This is a genomic window from Fodinicurvata halophila, from assembly GCF_042651425.1.
GTDB lineage: Bacteria > Pseudomonadota > Alphaproteobacteria > Kiloniellales > DSM-21159 > Fodinicurvata > Fodinicurvata halophila.
Genome location: NZ_JBHSCW010000003.1, coordinates 338,502 through 360,142, shown reverse-complemented (window position 1 = coordinate 360,142; position 21,641 = coordinate 338,502). Strand labels below are relative to the sequence as shown.

Below are 21,641 nucleotides of genomic sequence, written 5' to 3'. Positions count from 1 at the left end.
GGTTCCGACTGAGAACGCTAGACCTGCGGCACGCCTTCCTGGGCCTTCGTTCGCCCTGTATCATCCTGCGTATTGCTGCCGCTCGGTTCGTTCTTGAGCCCCATATAGTACAACAGGGGGACAGCAACACCCACACTGGAGAAGGTGCCGATCACAATGCCCCAGATCAGGCCCGCCGTGAAACCGCGGATAACCTCTCCACCGAAGAAATAGAGGCATAACAGGGCCAGCAAGGTTGTCAGCGACGTCATCAGGGTTCGCGCCATCGTTTCGTTCAGGGCCTTGTTGAGAACCTGAGTGACGTGAAGAGACTTGTACTTGCGCGCGGATTCCCGAACCCGGTCGAAAATCACCACGGTATCGTTGATCGAGTAACCCGCAATCGTAAGGACCGCCGCCAAGGTTGCCAGATTGAACTCGATCTGGGTCACGGTGAAGAAACCGATGGTTCCGATGACGTCGTGTACCAGGGCCAGCAACGCCGCACCCGCAAACTGCCATTCGAAGCGGAACCACACATAAACGGCGATGCCCAGCAACGCCAGGAGGGTGGCGAGGGTGCCGGCCTCTCTCAGCTCCTCTCCCACCTTCGGGCCAACGAACTCCGTTCGGCGATATGACACGACCATATCGTCGATTTCGGCCTTGGCCTCTTCGATGGCCTCCTGCTGTGCCTCTGCATCGCCTTCCTGGCGCTGTATGTTGATCAGGATATTATTGGGCTCGCCAAATTCCTGGATCGTTACCTCGCCAAGGTCCAGTGCGGTGAGACGCGAGCGGAACTCCGGCAAATTGGCCGGCCCATCGGTTTCGACCTCGATGAGGGTGCCGCCGCGGAAGTCGATACCGAAATTGAGACCGATCGCCGCGAAACAGACCATCGAACCGGTCAGGATCAGCGCGGCAATTGCCAGCGTGATACGCCTCGTCTTGAGGAAATCAAGGTTCGGCTTTTCGGGAAAGAAGCGGATGAGAGCCATGAGGTGTTCGCTCTTTCAGATTGGCAGCTGGTTCGGGCGGCGGTGACGCAGCCACCCAATGATCATGGCGCGCGTCACCATGATCGCCGTGAACATCGAGGTCACCAGACCGATCGCCAGGGTAATGGCAAATCCCTTGATGGGCCCCGTTCCAAAGACAAAGAGCAGAACTGCCGCAATCAGGGTGGTGACGTTTCCGTCGATGATGGCCGACAGGGCCTGACGGTATCCCGTGTCGATGGCCGAGACAGGTCCGCGTCCATTCCTGACCTCTTCGCGTATACGTTCGAAGATCAGCACATTCGCGTCCACCGCCATGCCGATCGTCAGGACGATACCGGCAATGCCCGGCAGGGTCAGTGTTGCCTGTAATCCTGAAAGTACGGCGATAATCAGGATGATATTGCTCGCCAGCGCAAGGCTGGCCATGGTTCCGAACAGTCCATAGGCCAGCATGATGAATATGACGACACCAACCAGTCCCAGAATCGAGGCAATCTCTCCGGCCCGCACGGAATCCGCACCCAAGCCCGGCCCAATGGAGCGTTCTTCGATAACGGTCAACTCGGCCGGCAAGGCGCCAGCGCGCAGCAGCAGGGCAAGGTCCTGCACTTCCTGAGTGGTAAAATCGCCGCTGATGACACCGCGCCCCCCCGTAATCGGCTCGCGGATCACGGGCGCGCTTATGACTTTTCCATCGAGCACGATGGCGAAGGGCTGGCCGACGTTTTCGCTCGTCACATCGGCGAACCGCTGGGCGCCCACCGAGTCGAAGGAAAAGGACACCACCGGCTGTCCTTCCTGGAAGGTGGCCTGGGCATCGGTCAGGTTGTCCCCACTGACCATCACGCGGCGACGGACGACATACTCGACCGGCTCGCCATCAGGTCCGGCCTCTTGAGAGGGCAGGGCCTCCGATCCGGCGGGGATGCTGTCGGAATTCGGGGATGCATCCGTATCCACCAGATGGAATGTCAGTTTCGCCGTCCGTCCCAGGAGATCCTTGATGCGTTCCGGATTGTCCACACCCGGCAACTGGACCTGGATACGCTCTTCACCCTGTTGCTGGATCGCGGGTTCGCGTGTGCCCGTCTCGTCGATGCGTCGGCGGACGATCTCAATGGATTGCTGGACAACGTTGCTCGACCGCTCCGCCTTGGCCTGATCCGTCAGCCCGATACTGGCTTCGCCCTCCTCGTTGATATCGAATTCGGCGTTGCCGAGGAAATTGGACAGGGCTTCGCGCGCCGCATCGGCCTGCGAAGGATCTCGCAGGTTAAACGTCACCTCGTCTCCACGAACCGCCAGATCGGTGTAGCCTATGCGCTCGCTCCGCAATTCCGAGCGAACCGTATCCAGAAGCCCCTCGAGCTGTTCCTCGAAGACGGAGTCAACATCGACTTCAAGCAAAAGATGAGAGCCGCCCTGGAGATCGAGGCCGAGATTGATCTGTTCGTTGGGAACCCAATCCGGCAAGCTGTCCAGCATCTGGCGCGAGAGGACATTCGGCAGCGCAAACACGATACCGAGCAATAGCACGGCAACAACAAACAGCAGCTGCCAGCGCGAAAAATGGACCATGGCTCAAGTGCTCTCGAGGACGGGAAACAAGGCGACAGGCCCCTGGCGGGAACCCGGGGGCTTACTGCTTTTCTTCGGCTTTCGGCTCTTCGGCGTCGGCTTCGCTCTCCGCCTCGGCTTCATCGGGTTCAGCCTTCTTGGCCTGGCTCTGCTTGCCACGGCTGCCCTTTTCCTTGGAGGAGCTGCGAATGGGCGCTCCCTTTTCGAGAACCTCGGTAATCGTCTGGCGCATGACCTGAACGCGCGTGCCCTGCGCGATCTCGACCTCGACTTCGGAGTCGCTGGTCACCTTGATGATCTGCCCGACGATACCGCCGGATGTGACGATGCGATCACCACGCTCCAGCGACTGGATCATCTCGCGGTGCTGCTTCATCTTCTTCTGCTGCGGACGTATCAGCAGGAAGTAGAAGATGACAAATATCAGGATGAACGGCAGGACGGACATCAGGAGATTTCCGCCTTCGGCAGCGGCACCCTGTGCATAGGCCGGGGAAACGAACATGCTTTCTCCTCAGAATTGGCTTCCAGGACCGGAACCGAAACAGACGGTGGCCCACGCGAATGGGCGGACTATAGTCGTGAACGCACGAAATGCAATGATAGCCGGCAGAACCAGCAGCGTATCTCGCAAAGCACGCACTTCAGAGCAGAACCATCGCTCCCGGAACGCCAACGTGCCGCTCAGGCTCCCGGGTAGCCCCGACCGGAGAAATGCTCCGGACCGGACCAGTAGCGCAACAATCGGGAGAGGATGTCACTTGCGCCGTTCAGGTCTTCCTCGCTCAGGCCTGCCTCGCTCATTGCTTCCGCATGATGTTCGAAGAGGCGGTCCATGTGTTTGTAGATAGCCAGTCCCTTATCACTGACCCGCACGTGGGTAGAGCGGCGATCATGCGGAGAACGCTCCTGGACCAGGTAACCGTTTTCCACCAGTTTCTTGACGTTATAGGACACATTTGAGCCAAGGTAGTATCCGCGTTGGGTCAACTCGCCGACAGTGACCTCTCCTTCCCCGATGTTGAAAAGGATAAGGGCCTGCACGTTATTGAGATCACGGATTCCTTCACGCTCGATCTCAGCCTTGACCAGCTCGAGGCATTGCCGATGCAGCCTCTCTATCATGCGGATCATGTCCAGATACGCAGCTTTCACAGGGACATCTCCTAGTTCTACAGTCAAGCGATCCTACTTGGGAACTTTGACGGGGTTTTTAAACCATCTGGCTTTATAAAAAATCCTGAGAGTAAATCCCACGTTTCATGCAGAAGTTAAAGCACAAATACTCTACCGGAACGTTTGTTTGTCGGCTGCCCACTCACATCTCCGGTGAGTGAGGAAATAGTCTGATTATCTCTCTACCGTCTTAACAAAAAGTGTGTGCCAAGCCTCTGTCCTTACACAAATATGCTCAATCGAACACGAGTTCCAATGAACCGAGAGATTCGAAATGCGCCTGCACGATTTCCGGGGAAACCTCCCTGACGGTGGAAGGCCTCCAGTCAGGAGCATGATCCTTGTCGATGAGGACAGCGCGAATGCCTTCGTAGAAGTCATGTCCGGCCATACAGCCCTGGCTCATGCGATATTCCATCCGCATGCAGGCATCGAAATCGAGATCCGCTGCACGCCGGATTTGTTCCATGGTGATTTTCAGGGATGTGGGCGAACGCTGTTCCAGGCTCTCGCGGACCTCTCGTGCCCAATCCGAGTCCTCCGCTGCAAGAGAGTCCAAGATCCCCTCGATACTCTCATGTGCAAAATGCCGCTTGATCCGCGCATGCTCGGCTTCCAGAGACGCAGCTCCCGGCGTTTCTGAATGGGTGTCCAGTATCTCAGCAATCTTGGCGTCCCAATGCCAGGGTTCCTCCTCAGAGACATCCAGCCGCGCAAATTCCTCGAGCACGCTTTCGAGACGCTCTGACGGCATGTAATGCGTTGCCAGCCCCAGATAAAGCGCATCGGCAGCTTTCAGGCGGGCCCCCGTGAGCGCGACGTATGCCCCGAAGGGTGCCGGCAATCGGGAAAGAAAATAGGAGCCGCCAACGTCGGGAAAGAAGCCGATGGCCGTTTCCGGCATCGCCATGACGGTTTTTTCCGTGGCCACACGATATCGCCCGTGAACGGAAAGCCCCATGCCGCCACCCATCGTGATTCCGTCAGGCAGTGCTATGAAGGGCTTGGGAAACCGCTTGATCGTGCGATTGAGAATATACTCCTCACGGAAGAAAATCCGTGTCAGTTCGCCTCCTTCCAGGCCCGCTTCGCAAACCGCGCGCACGTCACCCCCGGCACAGAAGGCCTTCGGGCCACTGCCCCGGATCACAACGGCCTGAACGTCTGGATCCTTGCCCCAGTCTTCCAGAACGGGCTGGAAGGCACGGATCATTCCAAGCGTCAGGGCATTGAGGGCCTTGGGCCGGTCAAGAGTAACGCAGGCAACCTTGCCCAGGCGCTCAAATCGGATATCCGGGTCCCCTGTCATCTTCTTTCCTTTGTTCCTTTGATGTTCATTCCGGATGGCAGCGATCGGAAAGGCAGATAACGCCCTCCACAAGGCAGGTCAAATCCTCTCTCCCCATGTCCTGCCATGGAACAAACATCCCTTTCAATCGAACGCGCGGGAGACATGAAATAATGCAGAGCAGAACTTGCATGAAAGAACGGCAGGCCGATCCCAAGAACTCGGAGGATGATGCATGCCCTATATGCGGGAATGTGAATTATATTATACACCTATAATGTGAATGAGAGATCAGCCTTACATATACTTAAGATATACGTTGTGTAACTGAAACTCTTCCTGTGAAGTTGCCCAGCATACCTCTAAAGTTATTCAATGCGCACAAGAAGAGAGTTTCCACTATAGAGAGAATATTCCGTGAGTGATCCTTGTATTGTAACTTCATCAGACATTCCGGATATGTCCGGGCAATCGCCAAGCGCATGGTGGATCGATGACGAGGGTAACTGGCGTCCTGTTGATGATGAGAGCGAACTTCCTCATCAGCGCGACCCAGCCACTTCCCATTCTGAGGCGCTTTCATTCCTGTACGATTGGCTAGGCATGATTCGTATCGACGTCCGCGCGACAGAGACCATTGTCGAATGGGACGTTCAGAACGTACAACCTACCTGTCTTGAGGAAGCCAAGACCTTTCTCGACCGTCCACAGCAGGGGCGAGAGATCGTTCTGCACTACTGTTATGGTGGCTGGTGCAGGGAACGCTTTCCAAATGCTGCATCCGCTCTCGAAAGACTTCTGGAAACCGAAGCCTATCGCCACGTAGCACCTTTCGAAGGCCCCACGATTCATCCGATCGATCTGCAGAAATTGGATAGAGAACAGCTTCAGTACCCGATTCGCCAAGCTCTACAGCTCTGGGAGTCCTGGAAGGCGGCTCCCGAACAGAGCCTGTTGGCCTTTTTCGAATCTCCCGAACTTCTGGAGGACATGATACTCTATCGTCGTGACGAGACGGGCCAGCTTGTCTACGCCAGAATCGGCGGATCGTCCCTGTTTGCCCAAGCCTATGGTCACCAGCAGACCTCGGAACTCATCGGCCGCAACTGCGGCCTGGATCCCGACCATGCAACACCGCAGAACCCGATCTGTGAAGCTTACGAGACCGTGCTGGCCTCTGGCAATCCACGGTACGACAGATTGCGCGCCACGTACTCCCGTAATGACATGCGACACTGGATCAGCTGTGAGCGCCTGCTACTGCCTTTCACAACCCCTGTCGGCGAAGAGTTCCTGATTTCAGTCTGCTGTGCTCTCGATACAGTTGCGATTCCCACGTCTGGGGCTGGCGACACAATTTCCACCGACCTCTCCCGGACACAGATGGCTTGACAAGGCGCCTTCTTTGGGAATCACTTAGCAGGCGCCGATTTGACTAATCAGCTTGCGGGCGCTTCAAAAATGCAGCTAAAGCGAACGGAACCGCTCCCGCTTTGGCCGGCGCGGTTTTTGTTTTAAGGTCTGGCTGACCAATCAGCTCCCGGTGATTTGAGGGGCAGCTTGCTCCGGGTGATCAAATAGCTAAAGCGTCACAGACTGTGGCCCCTCTCCGGGATATCCGGGACAACACCAACCATAGAGGGCCTTATTCCATGAGCAGCTCATCCCACAATCCAGAAACCATTGTCTTGCATGCCGGCTACCGTGCAGACCCGGCAACGGGCGCTGTCGCCGTTCCGATCTATCAGACGACGTCCTATCAGTTTGAGAGTACAACGCACGCGGAGAGCCTCTTCGCGCTCAAGGAACTGGGCAATATCTACAGCCGGATCATGAATCCGACCTGCGACGTTCTGGAGCAGCGCGTGGCGGCCCTTGATGGAGGTGCCGCTTCTCTAGCCCTAGCATCGGGCCAATCGGCCTCGGCCATCGCCATTCAGAATATTGCCCAGGCCGGTGACAATATTGTCAGTTCTACCGACCTTTACGGCGGCACCTGGAATCTTTTTGCCAACACGCTTCCCCAGCAGGGCATCGAGGTGCGCTTCGTCGATCCATCTGATCCCGAGAACTTCCGGCGTGCAACCGATTCCAAGACGCGCGCCTATTACGCGGAAACACTCCCCAATCCCAAGCTGGAGATTTTCCCGATCGCCGAGGTGGCAGCTATCGGACAGGATCTGGGCGTTCCGCTTATCATGGACAATACAGCCGCCCCCATCCTCTGCCGTCCGATCGAGCATGGCGCCAGCATCGTGGTCTACTCGACCACGAAGTATATCGGTGGCCATGGCACCTCCATCGGCGGCCTGATTGTCGATGGCGGAAACTTCGACTGGGAAAAGCACACCGAGCGTTTCCCGCTGCTGAACCAGCCCGACCCCAGCTATCACGACGCTGTCTGGACAGAGGCAGCCAAGCCGCTTGGCCCGATCGCATACATCCTGAAGGCGCGCGTGACACTGCTGCGGGACCTTGGCGCCGCCATGAGTCCCTTCAATGCCTTTCAGTTCATCCAGGGACTGGAGACACTGCCGCTGCGCATGCGCGAGCATTGCCGCAACGCCGCGGAGGTCGTGCAGTTCCTGCAGGACCGCAGCGAGGTTTCTCGCGTCATCTACCCCACGATCAACGAAGATCCGGAAAAGCGCGCGCGCGCCGACAAGTACTTGCAAGGTGGCAAGGGCGGCCTGCTGGGCTTTGAGCTGAAAGGGGGCACGGAAGCCGGGCGGCGGTTCATCGATTCCCTCGAGCTTTTCTACCATGTGGCCAATATCGGTGACGCACGCAGCCTCGCCATTCATCCGGCCACGACCACACATTCCCAGCTGAGCGAAGAGGACCAGATACGCTCCGGTGTAACGCCGGGGTATGTGCGCCTCTCCGTCGGGATCGAGCATATCGACGATATCCTGGCCGATCTCGACCGGGGTCTGACAGCTGCCAGCAAAGCGATGACCTGACCCTCGAGACCGGGAAGACCGTCACTTGGGCGGGCGGGAACCTTTCCTGCCCGCCCTCGTCGTTTCGGCATGCCTGTTGGCAATTGGGAAAGCTTGTTGCCTTCTGCTCTGGGATTTAGACTGCCGGAAACAAATTCGGAAAGATCGATGTCAGAGCGTCACACGCGTGATCCTGCCGCTCATGGCCAGAGCGGCGAGAAACTGGGCCTTTCAACCGGGACCTACCCTCTGCTGCGCCCCAGGCGGAATCGTACGGATTCTTGGGTGCGCAGCATGGTGGCCGAGACTCGTCTGAGCGTAGCCGACCTGGTCTGGCCAATCTTCCTGCGCGAGGATGAGAATAGCGACAGGGAAATAGCTTCCATGTCTGGGGTCCATCGTCTGACGGTTTCCGAGGCGGTCGAAGCCGCTGGATACGCGCAGCAACTGGGCATTCCGGCCTTGGCCGTCTTCCCTTGCATCGACGAAGACCGGAAGAATCCCGATTGCACCGAAGCGGTCAATCCCGACAACCTGGTCTGTCGTGCCGTTGCTGCCATCAAGGAAGTGGTGCCCCAGATTGGCATCATCTGCGACGTGGCTCTCGATCCGTTCAATGCAAACGGACATGACGGGCTGGTTCACAACGGCCGCGTCTTGAACGACGAAACCATCGCCATCCTCTGTCAGCAGGCAATCGTCCAGGCCCGTGCGGGCTGTGACATCATCGCGCCTTCCGATATGATGGACGGGCGTGTGGGCGCAATCCGCTGTGCGATGGACCAGGCCGACCTGCAGGACGTCAAGATCTGCTCCTATGCGGCCAAGTATTCCAGCGCCTTCTACGGCCCGTTCCGCGACGCCGTCGGCTCGGGCGGGAAACTGGTGGGAGACAAGCAGACCTACCAGATGAACCCGGCAAACAGCGACGAGGCCCTGCGAGAAGTCGCAATGGACCTTTCCGAGGGGGCCGACATGGTCATGGTCAAGCCCGGAATGCCGTATCTGGATGTTCTCCAGCGCGTCAAGGAGAGGTTTGCCGTTCCGACCTTCGCTTATCAGGTCAGCGGTGAGTACGCGATGATCCAGGCTGCCGGAAGAAACGGCTGGCTGGACGGAGATGCGGCCATGATGGAGTCCCTGATGTGCTTCAAGCGAGCCGGGGCTGATGCCATCTTCACCTATTTCGCTCCCCAGGCTGCGGAAAAGCTGCACGCCGGTTGAGGCCTACGCGATCTCATTCTGCATCGCCTGGGCAAATGCCAATGCGCTGCGGTCGTGCCATGGCACCATGCTGTCCCGGCCATGGAAACCGACATGCCCACCGGAGGCAGGCATGTATACGGTCAGTGCAGGATTCTCTCTCCAATTCCCCTCCTCGTAAAGTCCTCCGGGAATCCAGGGATCATCGGCCGCATGCATCATGAGCGTCGGCACGTCGATCCGGGGGAGATAACCCAGTGCCGAATTCTGCCTGTAATAATCTTCAGCCCCCCGGAAACCGTTGCGCGGTGCGGTCAGTGTATCGTCGAATTCCCAGACGCTTTTCAACTGCTTCAGTCGACGACGATCCTTCACCTCCTCCGGCTGCGCACTGGCCAGGACTTCCCGCCGCATGCAGTCGAGCAGGTAACGGTGATAGATGCGGTTGCGCGGTTTCATGATCGCTTGCTGCGTCTGCATGAGATCAATGGGGGCAGACACGGAGATCGCGAAACGAACCGGCAGCGGAAAGTCCCCTTCCCCCAGAAACTTCAAGGCCATGTTGGCGCCCAGGGAATATCCCATCAGGAACACACCCCGTTCTTTCAGGTTAGGGAGCTTCTCGCGGAGCTGCCCCAGTACAGCCCGCAGGTCTTCGCTGCGCCCTGCATGGTACGACTGTCGGCAGAATACGCCTGAGGGTCCGGCGCCTCGATGGTTCAGTCGCAATATGTCCCAGCCGTGTTTCAGGAAGTAGTGCGTCGTGTTGCGAACATAGAGCGAATCCTCGCTGCCGGTCAGACCGTGCAGCAGGACACCGAGCGGGCGCGTCGACTCAGGACTCCCACGGCCAAGCGTACCCAGCAGGCAGTCTCCATCCTGCTGCTCGAACGCGAGCTGCTCCTGGGGCCAGTCCGTCAGCCTGGCCACTGGCCTGACAATCATGTTCCTGACGGTCTGCAGGTCCCCTCCCAGCCAGGGTGGACGCGGCTCGAAGAATGGGAGTTTCATGGTTGTCGAAGATACCTCGGTCGTGAGACAGGATATGGGTTTCTCAAACTCCATAATATAGCCGGCTTTACTTCGACGGACAGATCACAGAATAGTCTCTTTTCCCTGCAACTCCTTTTCCGGCACAAGGTGAAGTCCCTCCCTATTTTCCCAGTCATTCTCAGCGGGATATCTGATGACCGCCGGAAACGAAATCCAGAGCAGCCCGAAATCCTCGCGCATGGCGCAGGGCGCCTGGTGTCTTTTCGACTGGGCCAATCAAGGCTATCCGACTGTCATAGAAACCTTCATATTCGCGACCTTCTTTACAGAAGCTGTTGCAGCCTCACCCACCGAAGGCACCACGCTATGGGGCTATGCGCTCAGTGTGGCCGGCGTCCTGATTGTCCTTTGCAGTCCGATACTGGGCGCCATCAGTGACGAAGGCGGACGCCGGAAGCCCTGGCTCCTGTTCTTTTCCCTTTGCTGCGTGAGTGCCTGTGCGTTGCTGTGGTTCACGCGCCCGGACCCGGCCTGGGTCGTCTGGGCCCTGATCTTCTTCTGCATCAGCGCAACAACCTTTGAATTCACCCAGATCTTCTATAACTCCATGCTCTCGGATCTGGTTCCCATGAACAGAATCGGCCGCCTCTCGGGGCTTGGCTGGGCCGCTGGATATGCCGGCGGACTGACGGTTCTCAGCCTCATCCTGGTGCTCTTCGTACAGCCTGAAACGCCGTGGCTGGGACTGGACAAGGACAGCGGTGAGCATGTGCGGATTTCGACGCTGATCGTGGCAGGCTGGTGGGTACTCTTCAGCCTTCCTCTCTTTTTTCTGGTGCCAGATCGGCCCTCGCACAACCTGCCGCTCGGTCAGGCTACGCGCCGCGGCATCCGGACCCTTCTGGAAACGCTGAGGAACATTCGCAGCTATTCCAATGTGGCCCGCTTTCTGATTGCGCGCATGATCTACAATGACGGGCTTACGACCCTCTTTGCCTTCGGCGCCATCTATGCCGCGGGAACCTTTGGCATGGAATTCGAAGAAATTCTGCTGTTCGGCATCGTCCTGAACATATCCGCCGGCATCGGGGCATTCACCCTTGGCATGCTCGACGAACAGCTGGGCAGCAAGAGGATCATCATGCTTTCCCTCGTAGCGCTCATTATCATCGGCGTGCTACTGATCGTAACTCAGTCCATCACCGTTTTCTGGGTCCTTGGCGCTGCAATAGGGTGCTTCTTCGGGCCCGTGCAATCGGCGAGTCGCGCGCTTATGGCCCAGATCGCACCGGAAGGCATGGAGGCCAGAATGTTTGGCCTCTATTCCCTGTCAGGCAAGGCAATCGCTTTCGTTGGGCCTGCGGTACTTGGCTTGGTCACGGATATCTTCGACAGCCAGCGTGCCGGTATGGCCACGATCGCCGTTTTCTTCCTAGTCGGCCTGCTGGTGCTCATGGGCGTCAAGGATCCGAGACAACCATCACTTCATTTCCGTGCGCGGAAGTGAATGCGAAATACGGGCCATCTGTGACACACTGACGTCACTCACCACAGCGGCGGAACGGACAAACGGCAGGATGTTATCGGCAAGTTTCTTCTCCAAACCCCTGAGAGTGCTTTTCTTTCTTTCCATGCTGCTGTCGGGTCTGTTTCTCCTGTGGCATCCCCCTGCCCCCGGCCAGGAGGCATCGAGCGCCCGTTCCACGATCCTTGTCCTGAACTATGAGGGCCCGATCGGCCCTCCCAGTGCCGAATACCTCTCGCAGGGACTAACCATGGCCAGAGAGCGCGATGCGGAGCTGATGGTCCTGCGGCTCGATACTCCTGGTGGGTTGGATGGCAGCATGCGGGACATGATTCAGGAGATTCTGAATTCTCCGGTCCCCGTCGCGGTCTATGTCGCCCCGAGTGGTGCGCGAGCGGCAAGCGCGGGAACCTATATTCTCTACGCTGCCCATGTCGCCGCAATGGCACCGGGAACCAACCTCGGTGCGGCAACTCCGATCAAGATGGGCGGCCTTCCTATACCCGGAACGGGTAGCGGCGGCAGCGAGGAACAGCAGGCTTCCGAAGGCGAGGAAGCCGAGACAGACGAAGAGAACGGACAGCCGGCCTCGGAGGAGTTGGACACGGCTTCGGTGAAGGCCATGGAGGATGCCGTCGCCTATATACGTGCACTTGCCAAACTTCGCGGACGCAATGCCGACTGGGCCGAAAGGGCCGTGCGCCAGGCGGCAAGCCTGTCCAACAGCGAAGCGCTGGAGGAGAACGTTATCGATATAGAGGCACGCTCCCTCGAAAGCCTTCTGGAACAGATCGACGGGAAATTCGTCGCCCTTCCGGATGACCGGCGCACCCGACTCTCCACATCCGATGTTGAGATCGAGGAAATTCAGCCCGACTGGCGCACTGAGCTGCTTGCCATCATCACGAATCCCAACCTGACGCTGATCCTGCTTATGCTGGGGGTTTACGGACTGATCTTCGAGTTCATGAATCCCGGCATGTTCTTCCCCGGCATTGTCGGGGCGATCTGTCTGCTTCTCGGGCTTTATTCCGTGGCCGTTCTGCCGGTCAACCTCACTGGCTTCGCCCTTCTTCTCCTGGGGCTCGCCCTGATGGTCGGAGAAGCCTTCGCGCCCTCCTTCGGCGCACTCGGGATCGGCGGAGTCGTTGCATTCGTCCTGGGAGGAACACTACTCTTCGATTCAGACATGCCTGGTTATGAAATATCGCCCTGGACTCTGGGCATCATGACGACGATCAGCGTCCTGTTGCTCATCATCATACTGCGCATGGCAGTCGCCTCTCATCGCAAACCAGTCAAAGCCGGCGCAGAGGAGATGATCGGTCAACACGGAGAAGTCCTGAAGTGGACAGGTAACAAGGGTTATGTCTTTGTTCACGGGGAACGCTGGAAAGCCGTTGCAGAAGAATCCCTCAAGAAGGGACAGGCTGTCGAGGTTGTCTCCCTTGACGGTCTCACCATTAAAGTCAGGCCAGTAGACGCTGATACGTGATATCGGTTCTGTCCTGATCAGGAGTTGAAACCATGACTCTCGATCTCATCATCTATCCCATCCTGGTTGTCCTGCTGCTGGTTCTGGTGGCAGCCTCCATCCGTATTCTGCGGGAATATGATCGCGCAGTTGTCTTCACCCTGGGCCGTTATACCGGTGTGAAAGGTCCCGGCCTGATCATCCTGGTCCCTTTCATCCAGCAGATGGTTCGTGTGGATACACGTACGCTCGTACTGGATGTGCCCAGTCAGGACGTCATCTCTCGGGATAACGTTTCGGTGCAGGTGAATGCCGTCATCTACTTCCGGGTGGTCGAGGCGTCCAAGTCAGTGATCCAGGTGGAAAACTTCATGCAGGCTACCAGCCAGATCGCCCAGACCACGCTTCGCTCTGTGCTGGGCAAGCATGAACTGGACGAAATGCTGGCCGAACGCGACAAGTTGAACAACGACATCCAGGAGATTCTCGACAGCCAGACCGATGCCTGGGGGATCAAGATCGCCAACGTCGAGATCAAGCACGTCGATATCGACGAAAGCATGGTACGGGCGATCGCCAAGCAGGCAGAGGCCGAACGTGTCCGGCGCGCCAAGATCATCAACGCGGAAGGCGAACAGCAAGCCGCACAAAAGCTGGTCGATGCCGCCCATATCCTCGGAGGTGCACCCGAAGCCATGCAGCTGCGCTATCTGTCCACCCTGCACGACATCGCCGGAGACAAGAGCTCAACCATTGTATTTCCCTTCCCGATCGACATGGCCTCCACATTGCAGTCCTTTCTGAAGGGCGGTCAGATCAAGACGGACTGATCGGTCAGAGTTGCGGATTTCATCTGGCAACGCATATATCAATTTGATATATGCGTATCACCGGATGATTGATCTGCAGCCATGGATACACGTACGCTCTGCCTGACCATTCTGCAAAAGGGTGCTGCCAGCGGATACGAGATCAAGAAGACGCTGGAGGAAATGCCCTATCGCATCTTCCAGGAAACGGGATTCGGCTCCATCTACCCTGCCCTGAACAGGTTGCTGGCCGCCGGCCATGTGAGCGTCCGCGCCCACGAACAGAAGAAGAGGCCGGACAAGAAGGTCTATGCCATCACCGACGCCGGCCGGGCTGTCCTGCAGGAAAACCTACTGCAATCGCCGGCACAGGATCGCTTCAGATCGGATTTCCTGTTCCTTGTCTTCCATGCCGAACTGTTGCCGCTGGACAGACTAAGTGCGCTTCTCGACGAGCGCATCGCCGAACTGGAAGCACGCGTAGAGAGCATGAAAGCCTGCGATCTTTCGGCTGAAACGGCGGGCCGACACTTTGTCCACGGCTATGGCCTTCTCTACTATGAAAATGCACTCAAATACCTTATGGACAACCGCAGCTGGCTGGAAGCCGAAGCAGCGGTACGGCAGGGGAAAGAAATCTAGGATGCTGTTACAGGCCTGTTCCGGGGCGGCGAGCAGTTCAAGTGGAGCCGAAAGATGACGCGTTCGTACCTGCTGGCCGGACTCATTGCCGTTGCCGCCACCCTATGGGTGATTACCGGCACACTGCTCCAGGACAGTGATTCCCGGGAACTGGAAAAGGATCCTGCCCAGATCAGCGAGACGGCCGAGATCCAGCGTGTCCAGGTCCGTACGCTGAATGCGCGCCCCTACGTGGAGGAGGTTCGGGTTACCGGTCACAGCGAAGCGAACCGCATCGTCAACCTGAGAGCCGAACAGGCCGGTCCTGTAGAGGAGTTGCCTGGTTCCAAGGGCAGTCGCGTCTCGGCTGGCGAGACCCTCCTGCGCATCGCGGAACAGGACCGCGGGGTAGCCCTGGAGGAAGCCCGTTCCAGAACAGCACAACGCCGCCTGGAGTATCAGGCGGCTAAACGCCTCAAGGACCAGGGGTTCCGGGCAGAAACGCAATTTGCCGAATCTCGCGCGGCCTATGACCAGGCCCTTGCTGCCGAACGGCGTGCGGAAATCCAGGTAGAGCAGCTGACCATAGAGGCCCCGTTCGACGGTATCCTGGAAACCCGCGATGCAGAACTGGGTGACTATGTCGATGTCGGTCAGGAGGTGGCGCAAGTCATCGACCTCGATCCCATCATCTTCGTGGCCATGCTCAACGAGCAGCAGCGCCCCGGCCTCCTGACCGGAGGCCCGGGATACGTCCATCTGCCGGATGGTCGGGAACTGGAAGGACGGATACGCTACATTGCCTCGTCCGCGAATTCCGATACCCGGAGCTTCCGTCTGGAACTGGAAGTCACGAACCACGAGTACGACATTCCCGCCGGTATCACGGGAGAACTCTTCCTGCCGCGGGAAACAGTCAACGCACACAGGATCTCTCCCGCAATCCTGACCCTGACGGATGAGGGGCTGCTGGGCGTCCGCGCCGTCGAGGACGGAAAGGTCAAGTTCCACGAAGTGGATATCATTCACCAGGGCAGCGACGGTGCCTGGATCGCCGGATTGCCGGAGGAAGTCACCCTGATCACCGTGGGACAGGAATTCGTGCGTGACGGTCAGGAGGTTATTCCCGTTTCCGAGGGCGAAGAAGGCGTCAGCAGCACCTCTCCAGACGAGCAGCACCCGTGAAAGCTCTGATCAATGCCGCCCTGACACACAGCAGGACCATTGTCGCAACTCTGGTCCTGCTGCTGCTCGCCGGCTTCTATACCTATGTAACCATCCCCAAGGAAGCCGAGCCGGACGTCAATATTCCGATCATCTACGTGTCGCTGATCCAGACCGGCATCTCACCCGAGGACGCGGAACGTCTTCTGGTCAAGCCCATGGAACAGGAACTCTCCTCCGTGGAGGGGGTCAAGGAGATGCGCTCAACCGCGTTCCTGGGCGGCGGTTTCGTGCTGCTGGAATTCGAAGCCGGCTTCAATGTCGATGAAGCCATGGCCGATGTCCGCGAACAGAGCGACATAGCGCGGGCGGAACTGCCCGAGGATGCAGAGGAACCACGCGTCTCCGAGGTCAATCTCAGTCTGTTTCCGATTCTGGTCGTAACCCTTTCGGGCGATGTTCAGGAGCGCACCCTCCTGCAGATCGCACGTCGGCTGCAGGACAATCTCGAAGGCCTGCCCAATGTGCTGGAGGCAGAGATTGGAGGAGATCGCGACGAACTTATCGAATTGCTGGTCGATCCTATGATGATCGACAGTTATGCATTGGATGCCCAGCAGGTCCTGCAGTCTGTGGATCGCTCCAATCGTGTGGTTGCGGCCGGGGAAATGGACACCGGTGCCGGTCGCTTTCCGATCAAGGTCCCGGGGCTTTTCGAGTCCAACGAGGACATCCTCAACATGCCGGTCAAGACCAGCGGTGATTCCGTGGTCACGTTCGACGACATAGGCTCGCTACGACCGACCTTTGTCGACCCCAGCGACATCGTGCGGGTTAATGGCAAGCCTGCCCTGGCGATCGAGATATCCAAACGCACCGGCACCAACATCATCGAGACCATCGAGCAGGTCAAAGCGGTTGTCGATCAGAGCCGACAGGCCTGGCCCGAAGGAATCCAGGTCAATTACAATCAGGACAAGTCCACGGACATCCGCACGATGCTCTCGGACCTTCAGAACAACGTGCTGACGGCCGTCCTGCTGGTCATGATCGTGATCGTAGCCGCAATGGGGCTGCGTTCAGCCGGTCTGGTCGGCGTCGCCATTCCCGGCTCCTTCCTCACGGGCATGCTTGTGCTGGGCCTTTTGGGCTTCACCGTGAATATCGTCGTTCTCTTCAGCCTGATCCTGGCTGTCGGCATGCTGGTCGACGGCGCCATCGTGGTGACCGAGTACGCCGATCGCAAGATGGTGGAGGGGCTGCCCAGGGAAGAGGCATATGCCCTGGCCAGCAAGCGCATGGCCTGGCCGATCATCGCCTCGACCGCCACAACGCTGAGCGCCTTCCTGCCACTGGTTTTCTGGCCGGGAACGGTGGGCGAATTCATGAAGTACCTGCCCATCACGCTTCTGGCTACGCTCACGGCCTCCCTGCTGATGGCCCTGATCTTCATTCCGGTTCTTGGGTCGCGCTTCGGCAAGCCGGGAGAGACTGCCTCCACCAAGAAGATGCGGGCCCTTTCCTCCGGCGACAGGAAAGATCTGGAGACTCTCGGAGGGCCAACGGGCCGGTACATCAACTTCCTGCGCCGTGCCCTTCGCCATCCCGGCAAGGTCCTGCTGGCTGCCGTTGTCGTACTGTTCGCCGCGCAAGCCAGCTACGCTGCTTTCGGCAAGGGCGTGGAATTCTTCCCGGAGGTTGAACCGGACAATCTGTCCGTCTGGGTTCACGGACGCGGCAACATGTCGATCCATGAACGCGACGAACTGGTTGCCGGGGTGGAAGAGGAGATTCTGCAACTCGCGGAGGAAAAGGGTGAATTCCATTCCATCTATACGCAGACCCTGACCACAGCCGGCCGGCAGGACGACTCCGAACCCCAGGACCTGATCGGTCGCATCCAACTGGAGTTCGTGGACTGGTTTGCCCGGCGCAGCGCTAACGAAATCATTTCCGACTTGCGCCAAAGAACGGCAGATATTCCAGGCATTTCGGTCGAATTTCGCAAGCAGGAAGCCGGCCCCCCCGTGGGCAAGCCTGTCCAGATCCGCGTCTCTTCCCAGGATCCTTCGCGGATCGAGCCCGTCATCGACCGGATTGTCGGCGCCATGCGGGACATCGGCGGCTTCGTGGACCTCGAGGACGGAAAGCCGCTGCCCGGCATTGAATGGGAAATGACCGTGGACCGTGCGCAGGCGGCAAAATTCGGTGCCGACGTGACGCTGGTCGGTTCCTACGTTCAGATGGCCACCAAGGGACTGGAAATCGGGACATACAGGACGGATGAAAGCGACGAGGAGATCGACATTGTCGTGCGCTACCCGCGCGAGCGCCGAAATATCTCGCAACTCGACAATATCCGGGTGGAAACCGATGCCGGCCTGGTTCCGGTCAGCAACTTCGTGAATCTCGAGCCTGCTCCGAAAGTCTCTCTGCTCCGGCGTGTGGAAGGCAATCGGACCATGACCATTCGCAGCGATGTAGAACCTGGGATCCTGCCAGACACCAAGGTTCAGGAGATCCGACAGTGGATGGAGGACGCCGATCTCGATCCGGCAGTGAACATCACCTTCACCGGCGAAGACGAGGAACAGCGCGAAGCGCAGGATTTCCTGGTCAAGGCTTTTGCTGTGGCCCTTTTTCTCATGGCCATCATCCTGGTCACGCAGTTCAATTCCTTTTACAGCGCCTTTCTGATCCTTACGGCTGTGATCCTTTCCACGATTGGGGTCATGCTTGGCCTGCTGGTTACCGGCCAACCCTTTGGAATCGTGATGAGCGGTATCGGGGTCATTGCCCTGGCGGGCATCGTCGTGAACAACAACATCATCCTGATCGACACCTTTGACCGCATCAAGCTCGAGGCCGGAACACCTCTGGATGCAATCCTCAGGACCTGTGCCCAGCGTTTCAGACCGGTCATGCTGACCACGATCACGACCATCCTCGGACTGCTGCCCATGGTCTTTGCCGCCAGCATCGACCTTCTGAATGGCACCTTCAGCGTCGGCGCACCCTCGTCGCAGTGGTGGACACAGCTTGCGACGGCCATCGTATTCGGGTTGACCTTCTCGACGTTGCTGACACTGGTTGTAACACCCAGTGCCCTCCTCTTCCGGGAGAACATTGCTGCATGGTGGAGCCGCCGTCGCCAAAAGAAGCATTCCAGCCGCTCAATCGCACGATTCAGCAAACAGAACTGAGCGAGACCGCTCCATTTAACGCGGTGTTAAACCGTTTGCTGCCAGACTGCCGTGATCCGACGGATTCTTGTGAAAGTCATGCGATGGCAAGCGAAAGCAGTGTTAGACAGACCGTAGATTCAGACTACGACCAGCAGAGCGAAGACGCCAAGGTCAGCCTGGCCCTGGAAATCAGCCGGGACGAGGAGCTTCCTCTTCAGCTACATCATGTGGAACTCTCCGAAAGCGGAGAAATTCGCAGGCGTCGCAAAGGTGCGGACCTCACTTTCAGCTTCGTTCATCGCGGCATGCCCTTCGCCTGCGAGTGCAAGACCACTGACGATCCCGTATTGAAGATTGTCGGGGAGCTCGGCAAATTGCCGTTCACGGCCGAATCCGCGAAGGCACGGCGCTTCCTGAAGCATCTGGCAATTGCTACAGGCGGACTGTCCAAGGGACACTTTGCCATTATAGACGATCAGGATGTGCGTCTGCTGGCAGAAGTGGTGCCGCCCCAAGGACTCACACCCGTCAGCATCATTGCCGCGCTCAGTGCAGTGCTTCTGGAATTCAAACCCTTCTTCGACCTGGCAGAGGAAGCTCTTGCTCCCGGGAAAACGGCCAGCCGGTAACCCTTCCAGGTGGCTGCGAGCGAGCGCCCCTTCACCAGCAACTAATTCGACTCATTCTCCTGCTCGTCCTCAAGCCCGGGAACAACGAAGACCTGTCCCGGATAGATCAGATCAGGGTCCTCAATCTGGTCATCGTTCGCTTCATAGATGACCGTGTAGTGAATGCCACGTCCGTAGGATCCTCTTGCAAGCCGCCAGAGGCTGTTGCCAGGCTGCACCACGACCACTTCGCTCCCTTCGATCTGGTCAGCCGAGATTTCCTCACGCACGAAGGGGGTTTCCAGACGCGCAACCACGTCGCCCTGCTCGTCCACCTGGTCTATGCGGATTGTATATTTTCCGCCTTCGATGGATCGATCAGGGCGAATCTGCCAGCGTCCTGCGTCATTGGCGCGTGCCTGTCCGACGAAGCGATCATCGACATACATGAAAACCCGCTCGCCGGGATTGAGCTGACCACTGGCCAGGAGTTCCCCTTCTTCGTCATAGGTAATGGAATCCAGGGAAAGCTCCCCGGCAATCAACCCGCCCTCGGGGCCCTGCAGGACACGTGTTTCCCCTTCTCCTTCACGCGGCATCAGAACGGCCAGGGGACGGGTGCCGGCAGCCTCAACCGTTTCGCCATCACCCCGCGATTCGGTTTCCGGAGCACGCTCACCACTGTCAGTTTCCTGCGTAACCTGCGTGCTACCCTCTTCCCGGGTTTGGGGTTCGGTCCGTGGGCGGCCTTCAGGAACGGACACCACGACTACATCCCGAGACGCCAGCTGCTCGCCGTTTTCGGAAACACTGGACAGGCTGAGCTCATGGTCTCCCGAGAGCAGCGTCTGGCTTGGCACGAAGACCCACTCCCCCCTCTGATCGGCTTCCACGGAAGCAACTTCCTGACCATCGGACAGGATATTCACCTGGCTACCGGGGGTGGCACGGCCAGCGGCTACAACGCTTCCGTCCCGCTCTACCCGCACAACGTCAAAGCTGGGCAGCACCGTGTCGGCCCCGGTTCCGGAAACGGCCTCGCTGGCCCCAACGGCGGAGGCCAGTTGTTCGCTTCCAACGGGCGCATCCTCCGCCGTATCCTCCGGCTCCTGAGCACGATTGCCCTGCTCGGGCGCTGTGGCATCAGATTCGATGACGTCAGACTGCTCAGCCTCAAGATCCTGTGTATCAGGGTCTATCGTGCCAGCTTTCCTGCTACCGGGTTCAGCAGTCTCGGTTGTTGTCTCGGCAGTCGCGGGCTCGGCGGCAGCGCTCTCGGGCGCCAAGGTGTCGGGATCCCTCGCATCACTATCTTTTGTCCCAGCCACTTCGGAATCGATCGCCGGGGCCTCCTGGCCTTCCTCCGAGTCGGCCGCATCCAGGGCTACCCGATCTTCGGAATCTGCAGGCTCCGATGTGGTCTGAGGCGAGGTCTCCTCCTGGCCTTGCTCCCGGGATGAGGCCGTGGAGCCTTCCTGAACACCATCTGCTTCTTCGCTGGCAACGGATGGTGTATCGCCCTCGCCCTCCTGGGGGGGCACCGCTTCTCCTTGGGAGAGTGCATCTCCATTCGCGGCGGAAGACGTTGTCTCCGTAACTTCAGAGGTTTCTTCCGCTTCAGAGGTTTCTTCCGCTTCAGAGGTTTCTTCCGTTGCGGTGGTTTCTTCGGCTGCGGTGGTTTCTTCGGCTGCGGTGGTTTCTTCGGCTTCGGGGGTTTCTTCGGCTGCGGGGGGTTCTTCAGCGCGTTCGGTCTCGGAATCCGTCTCGCTCACACCGTTTTCGACGGTCGCGACACTCTCTTCCGTTTCACGATCCTCATCGCCGAAGAAGATAATGCCACCCGCGACAACCAGGATTCCAAGGGCGACAACAGCAATAACAAGAAACGACTTCAAGGCGACGAGAACTCCTCAGAGACAATTTTTAGACATTAATATGCCGCGCTAGTCGTGACAACGACACAGCATTCACCTCTTACATAAGAAAAAAATGAAGATTCCCCAAACGCCTGGTGCTTCAGGTGCCCCCCTCTTATCCTGCGCAGTGGGCTTGCAGTATCCCCCGCTTTGAGGTTTCTTCCCCCGCTCATGAT

At 58.4% G+C, this 21,641-nt stretch carries 17 protein-coding genes and 1 riboswitch; of the genes, 10 read left to right on the top strand and 7 right to left on the bottom strand.

Annotated elements, in window-relative coordinates; all coding sequences use genetic code 11:
• Positions 1-17: 17 nt before the first annotated feature.
• From secF to ACFOW6_RS06470, 5 genes are all read right to left on the bottom strand, one after another.
• A complete protein-coding gene (gene secF, locus ACFOW6_RS06490; RefSeq protein WP_382421531.1) occupies positions 18-980 on the bottom strand; it encodes a protein translocase subunit SecF in 963 nt (320 codons plus the stop codon).
• Positions 981-995: 15 nt separating this feature from the next.
• Complete coding sequence (gene secD / locus ACFOW6_RS06485; protein ID WP_382421530.1) at positions 996-2,561, bottom strand: protein translocase subunit SecD; 1,566 nt, start codon at positions 2,559-2,561, stop codon at positions 996-998.
• 61 nt (positions 2,562-2,622) lie between these two features.
• Positions 2,623-3,066, bottom strand: a complete 444-nt coding sequence (gene yajC / locus ACFOW6_RS06480) for a preprotein translocase subunit YajC (protein ID WP_382421529.1) — start codon at positions 3,064-3,066, stop codon at positions 2,623-2,625.
• 179 nt (positions 3,067-3,245) lie between these two features.
• Positions 3,246-3,716, bottom strand: a complete 471-nt coding sequence (locus ACFOW6_RS06475; protein WP_382421528.1) for a MarR family winged helix-turn-helix transcriptional regulator — start codon at positions 3,714-3,716, stop codon at positions 3,246-3,248.
• Positions 3,717-3,972: 256 nt separating this feature from the next.
• Complete coding sequence (locus ACFOW6_RS06470; RefSeq protein WP_382421527.1) at positions 3,973-5,046, bottom strand: enoyl-CoA hydratase/isomerase family protein; 1,074 nt, start codon at positions 5,044-5,046, stop codon at positions 3,973-3,975.
• A 396-nt stretch (positions 5,047-5,442) separates the two neighbouring features.
• Here ACFOW6_RS06470 and ACFOW6_RS06465 point away from each other — a divergent pair, with 396 nt between their 5' ends.
• The 3 genes from ACFOW6_RS06465 to hemB all read left to right on the top strand — a co-directional run bounded on the left by ACFOW6_RS06465 (position 5,443) and on the right by hemB (position 9,191).
• A complete protein-coding gene (locus ACFOW6_RS06465) occupies positions 5,443-6,417 on the top strand; it encodes a hypothetical protein (protein ID WP_382421526.1) in 975 nt (324 codons plus the stop codon).
• 21 nt (positions 6,418-6,438) lie between these two features.
• Positions 6,439-6,517, top strand: a riboswitch (SAM riboswitch).
• A gap of 160 nt (positions 6,518-6,677) precedes the next feature.
• The gene (locus tag ACFOW6_RS06460; RefSeq protein WP_382421525.1) at positions 6,678-7,988 is read left to right on the top strand and encodes an O-acetylhomoserine aminocarboxypropyltransferase/cysteine synthase family protein; all 1,311 of its coding nucleotides are present in this window, start codon (positions 6,678-6,680) and stop codon (positions 7,986-7,988) included.
• Positions 7,989-8,135: 147 nt separating this feature from the next.
• Positions 8,136-9,191, top strand: coding sequence for a porphobilinogen synthase (gene hemB, locus ACFOW6_RS06455; protein WP_382421524.1), 1,056 nt, complete (start codon positions 8,136-8,138; stop codon positions 9,189-9,191).
• 3 nt (positions 9,192-9,194) lie between these two features.
• Here the strand turns inward: hemB and ACFOW6_RS06450 are convergent, their stop codons facing one another.
• Positions 9,195-10,181 (bottom strand): YheT family hydrolase, encoded by a 987-nt coding sequence (locus ACFOW6_RS06450; protein ID WP_382421523.1) that lies wholly within the window; start codon positions 10,179-10,181, stop codon positions 9,195-9,197.
• A 175-nt stretch (positions 10,182-10,356) separates the two neighbouring features.
• Here ACFOW6_RS06450 and ACFOW6_RS06445 point away from each other — a divergent pair, with 175 nt between their 5' ends.
• From ACFOW6_RS06445 to ACFOW6_RS06415, 7 genes are all read left to right on the top strand, one after another.
• Positions 10,357-11,670 carry an MFS transporter gene (locus ACFOW6_RS06445; protein WP_382421522.1) on the top strand — a complete coding sequence of 438 codons (1,314 nt, stop codon included), beginning with the start codon at positions 10,357-10,359 and terminating at the stop codon, positions 11,668-11,670.
• Between the two features lie 70 nt (positions 11,671-11,740).
• Positions 11,741-13,183 carry an NfeD family protein gene (locus ACFOW6_RS06440; RefSeq protein WP_449267353.1) on the top strand — a complete coding sequence of 481 codons (1,443 nt, stop codon included), beginning with the start codon at positions 11,741-11,743 and terminating at the stop codon, positions 13,181-13,183.
• Between the two features lie 32 nt (positions 13,184-13,215).
• Positions 13,216-13,992, top strand: a complete 777-nt coding sequence (locus ACFOW6_RS06435; protein ID WP_382421520.1) for a slipin family protein — start codon at positions 13,216-13,218, stop codon at positions 13,990-13,992.
• A gap of 81 nt (positions 13,993-14,073) precedes the next feature.
• Positions 14,074-14,613 (top strand): PadR family transcriptional regulator, encoded by a 540-nt coding sequence (locus ACFOW6_RS06430; protein WP_382421519.1) that lies wholly within the window; start codon positions 14,074-14,076, stop codon positions 14,611-14,613.
• A 54-nt stretch (positions 14,614-14,667) separates the two neighbouring features.
• Positions 14,668-15,777, top strand: coding sequence for an efflux RND transporter periplasmic adaptor subunit (locus ACFOW6_RS06425; RefSeq protein WP_382421518.1), 1,110 nt, complete (start codon positions 14,668-14,670; stop codon positions 15,775-15,777).
• The gene (locus ACFOW6_RS06420) at positions 15,774-18,959 is read left to right on the top strand and encodes an efflux RND transporter permease subunit (protein WP_382421517.1); all 3,186 of its coding nucleotides are present in this window, start codon (positions 15,774-15,776) and stop codon (positions 18,957-18,959) included. The genes ACFOW6_RS06425 and ACFOW6_RS06420 overlap by 4 nt, the downstream gene beginning before the upstream one ends.
• Positions 18,890-19,570, top strand: coding sequence for a hypothetical protein (locus tag ACFOW6_RS06415; RefSeq protein WP_382421516.1), 681 nt, complete (start codon positions 18,890-18,892; stop codon positions 19,568-19,570). Before ACFOW6_RS06420 ends, ACFOW6_RS06415 begins: the two co-directional genes overlap by 70 nt.
• Positions 19,571-19,611: 41 nt before the next feature.
• On the opposite strand, the gene ACFOW6_RS06410 is transcribed toward ACFOW6_RS06415, so the two are convergent.
• Positions 19,612-21,444, bottom strand: a complete 1,833-nt coding sequence (locus ACFOW6_RS06410; RefSeq protein WP_382421515.1) for a LysM peptidoglycan-binding domain-containing protein — start codon at positions 21,442-21,444, stop codon at positions 19,612-19,614.
• Positions 21,445-21,641: the final 197 nt, after the last annotated feature.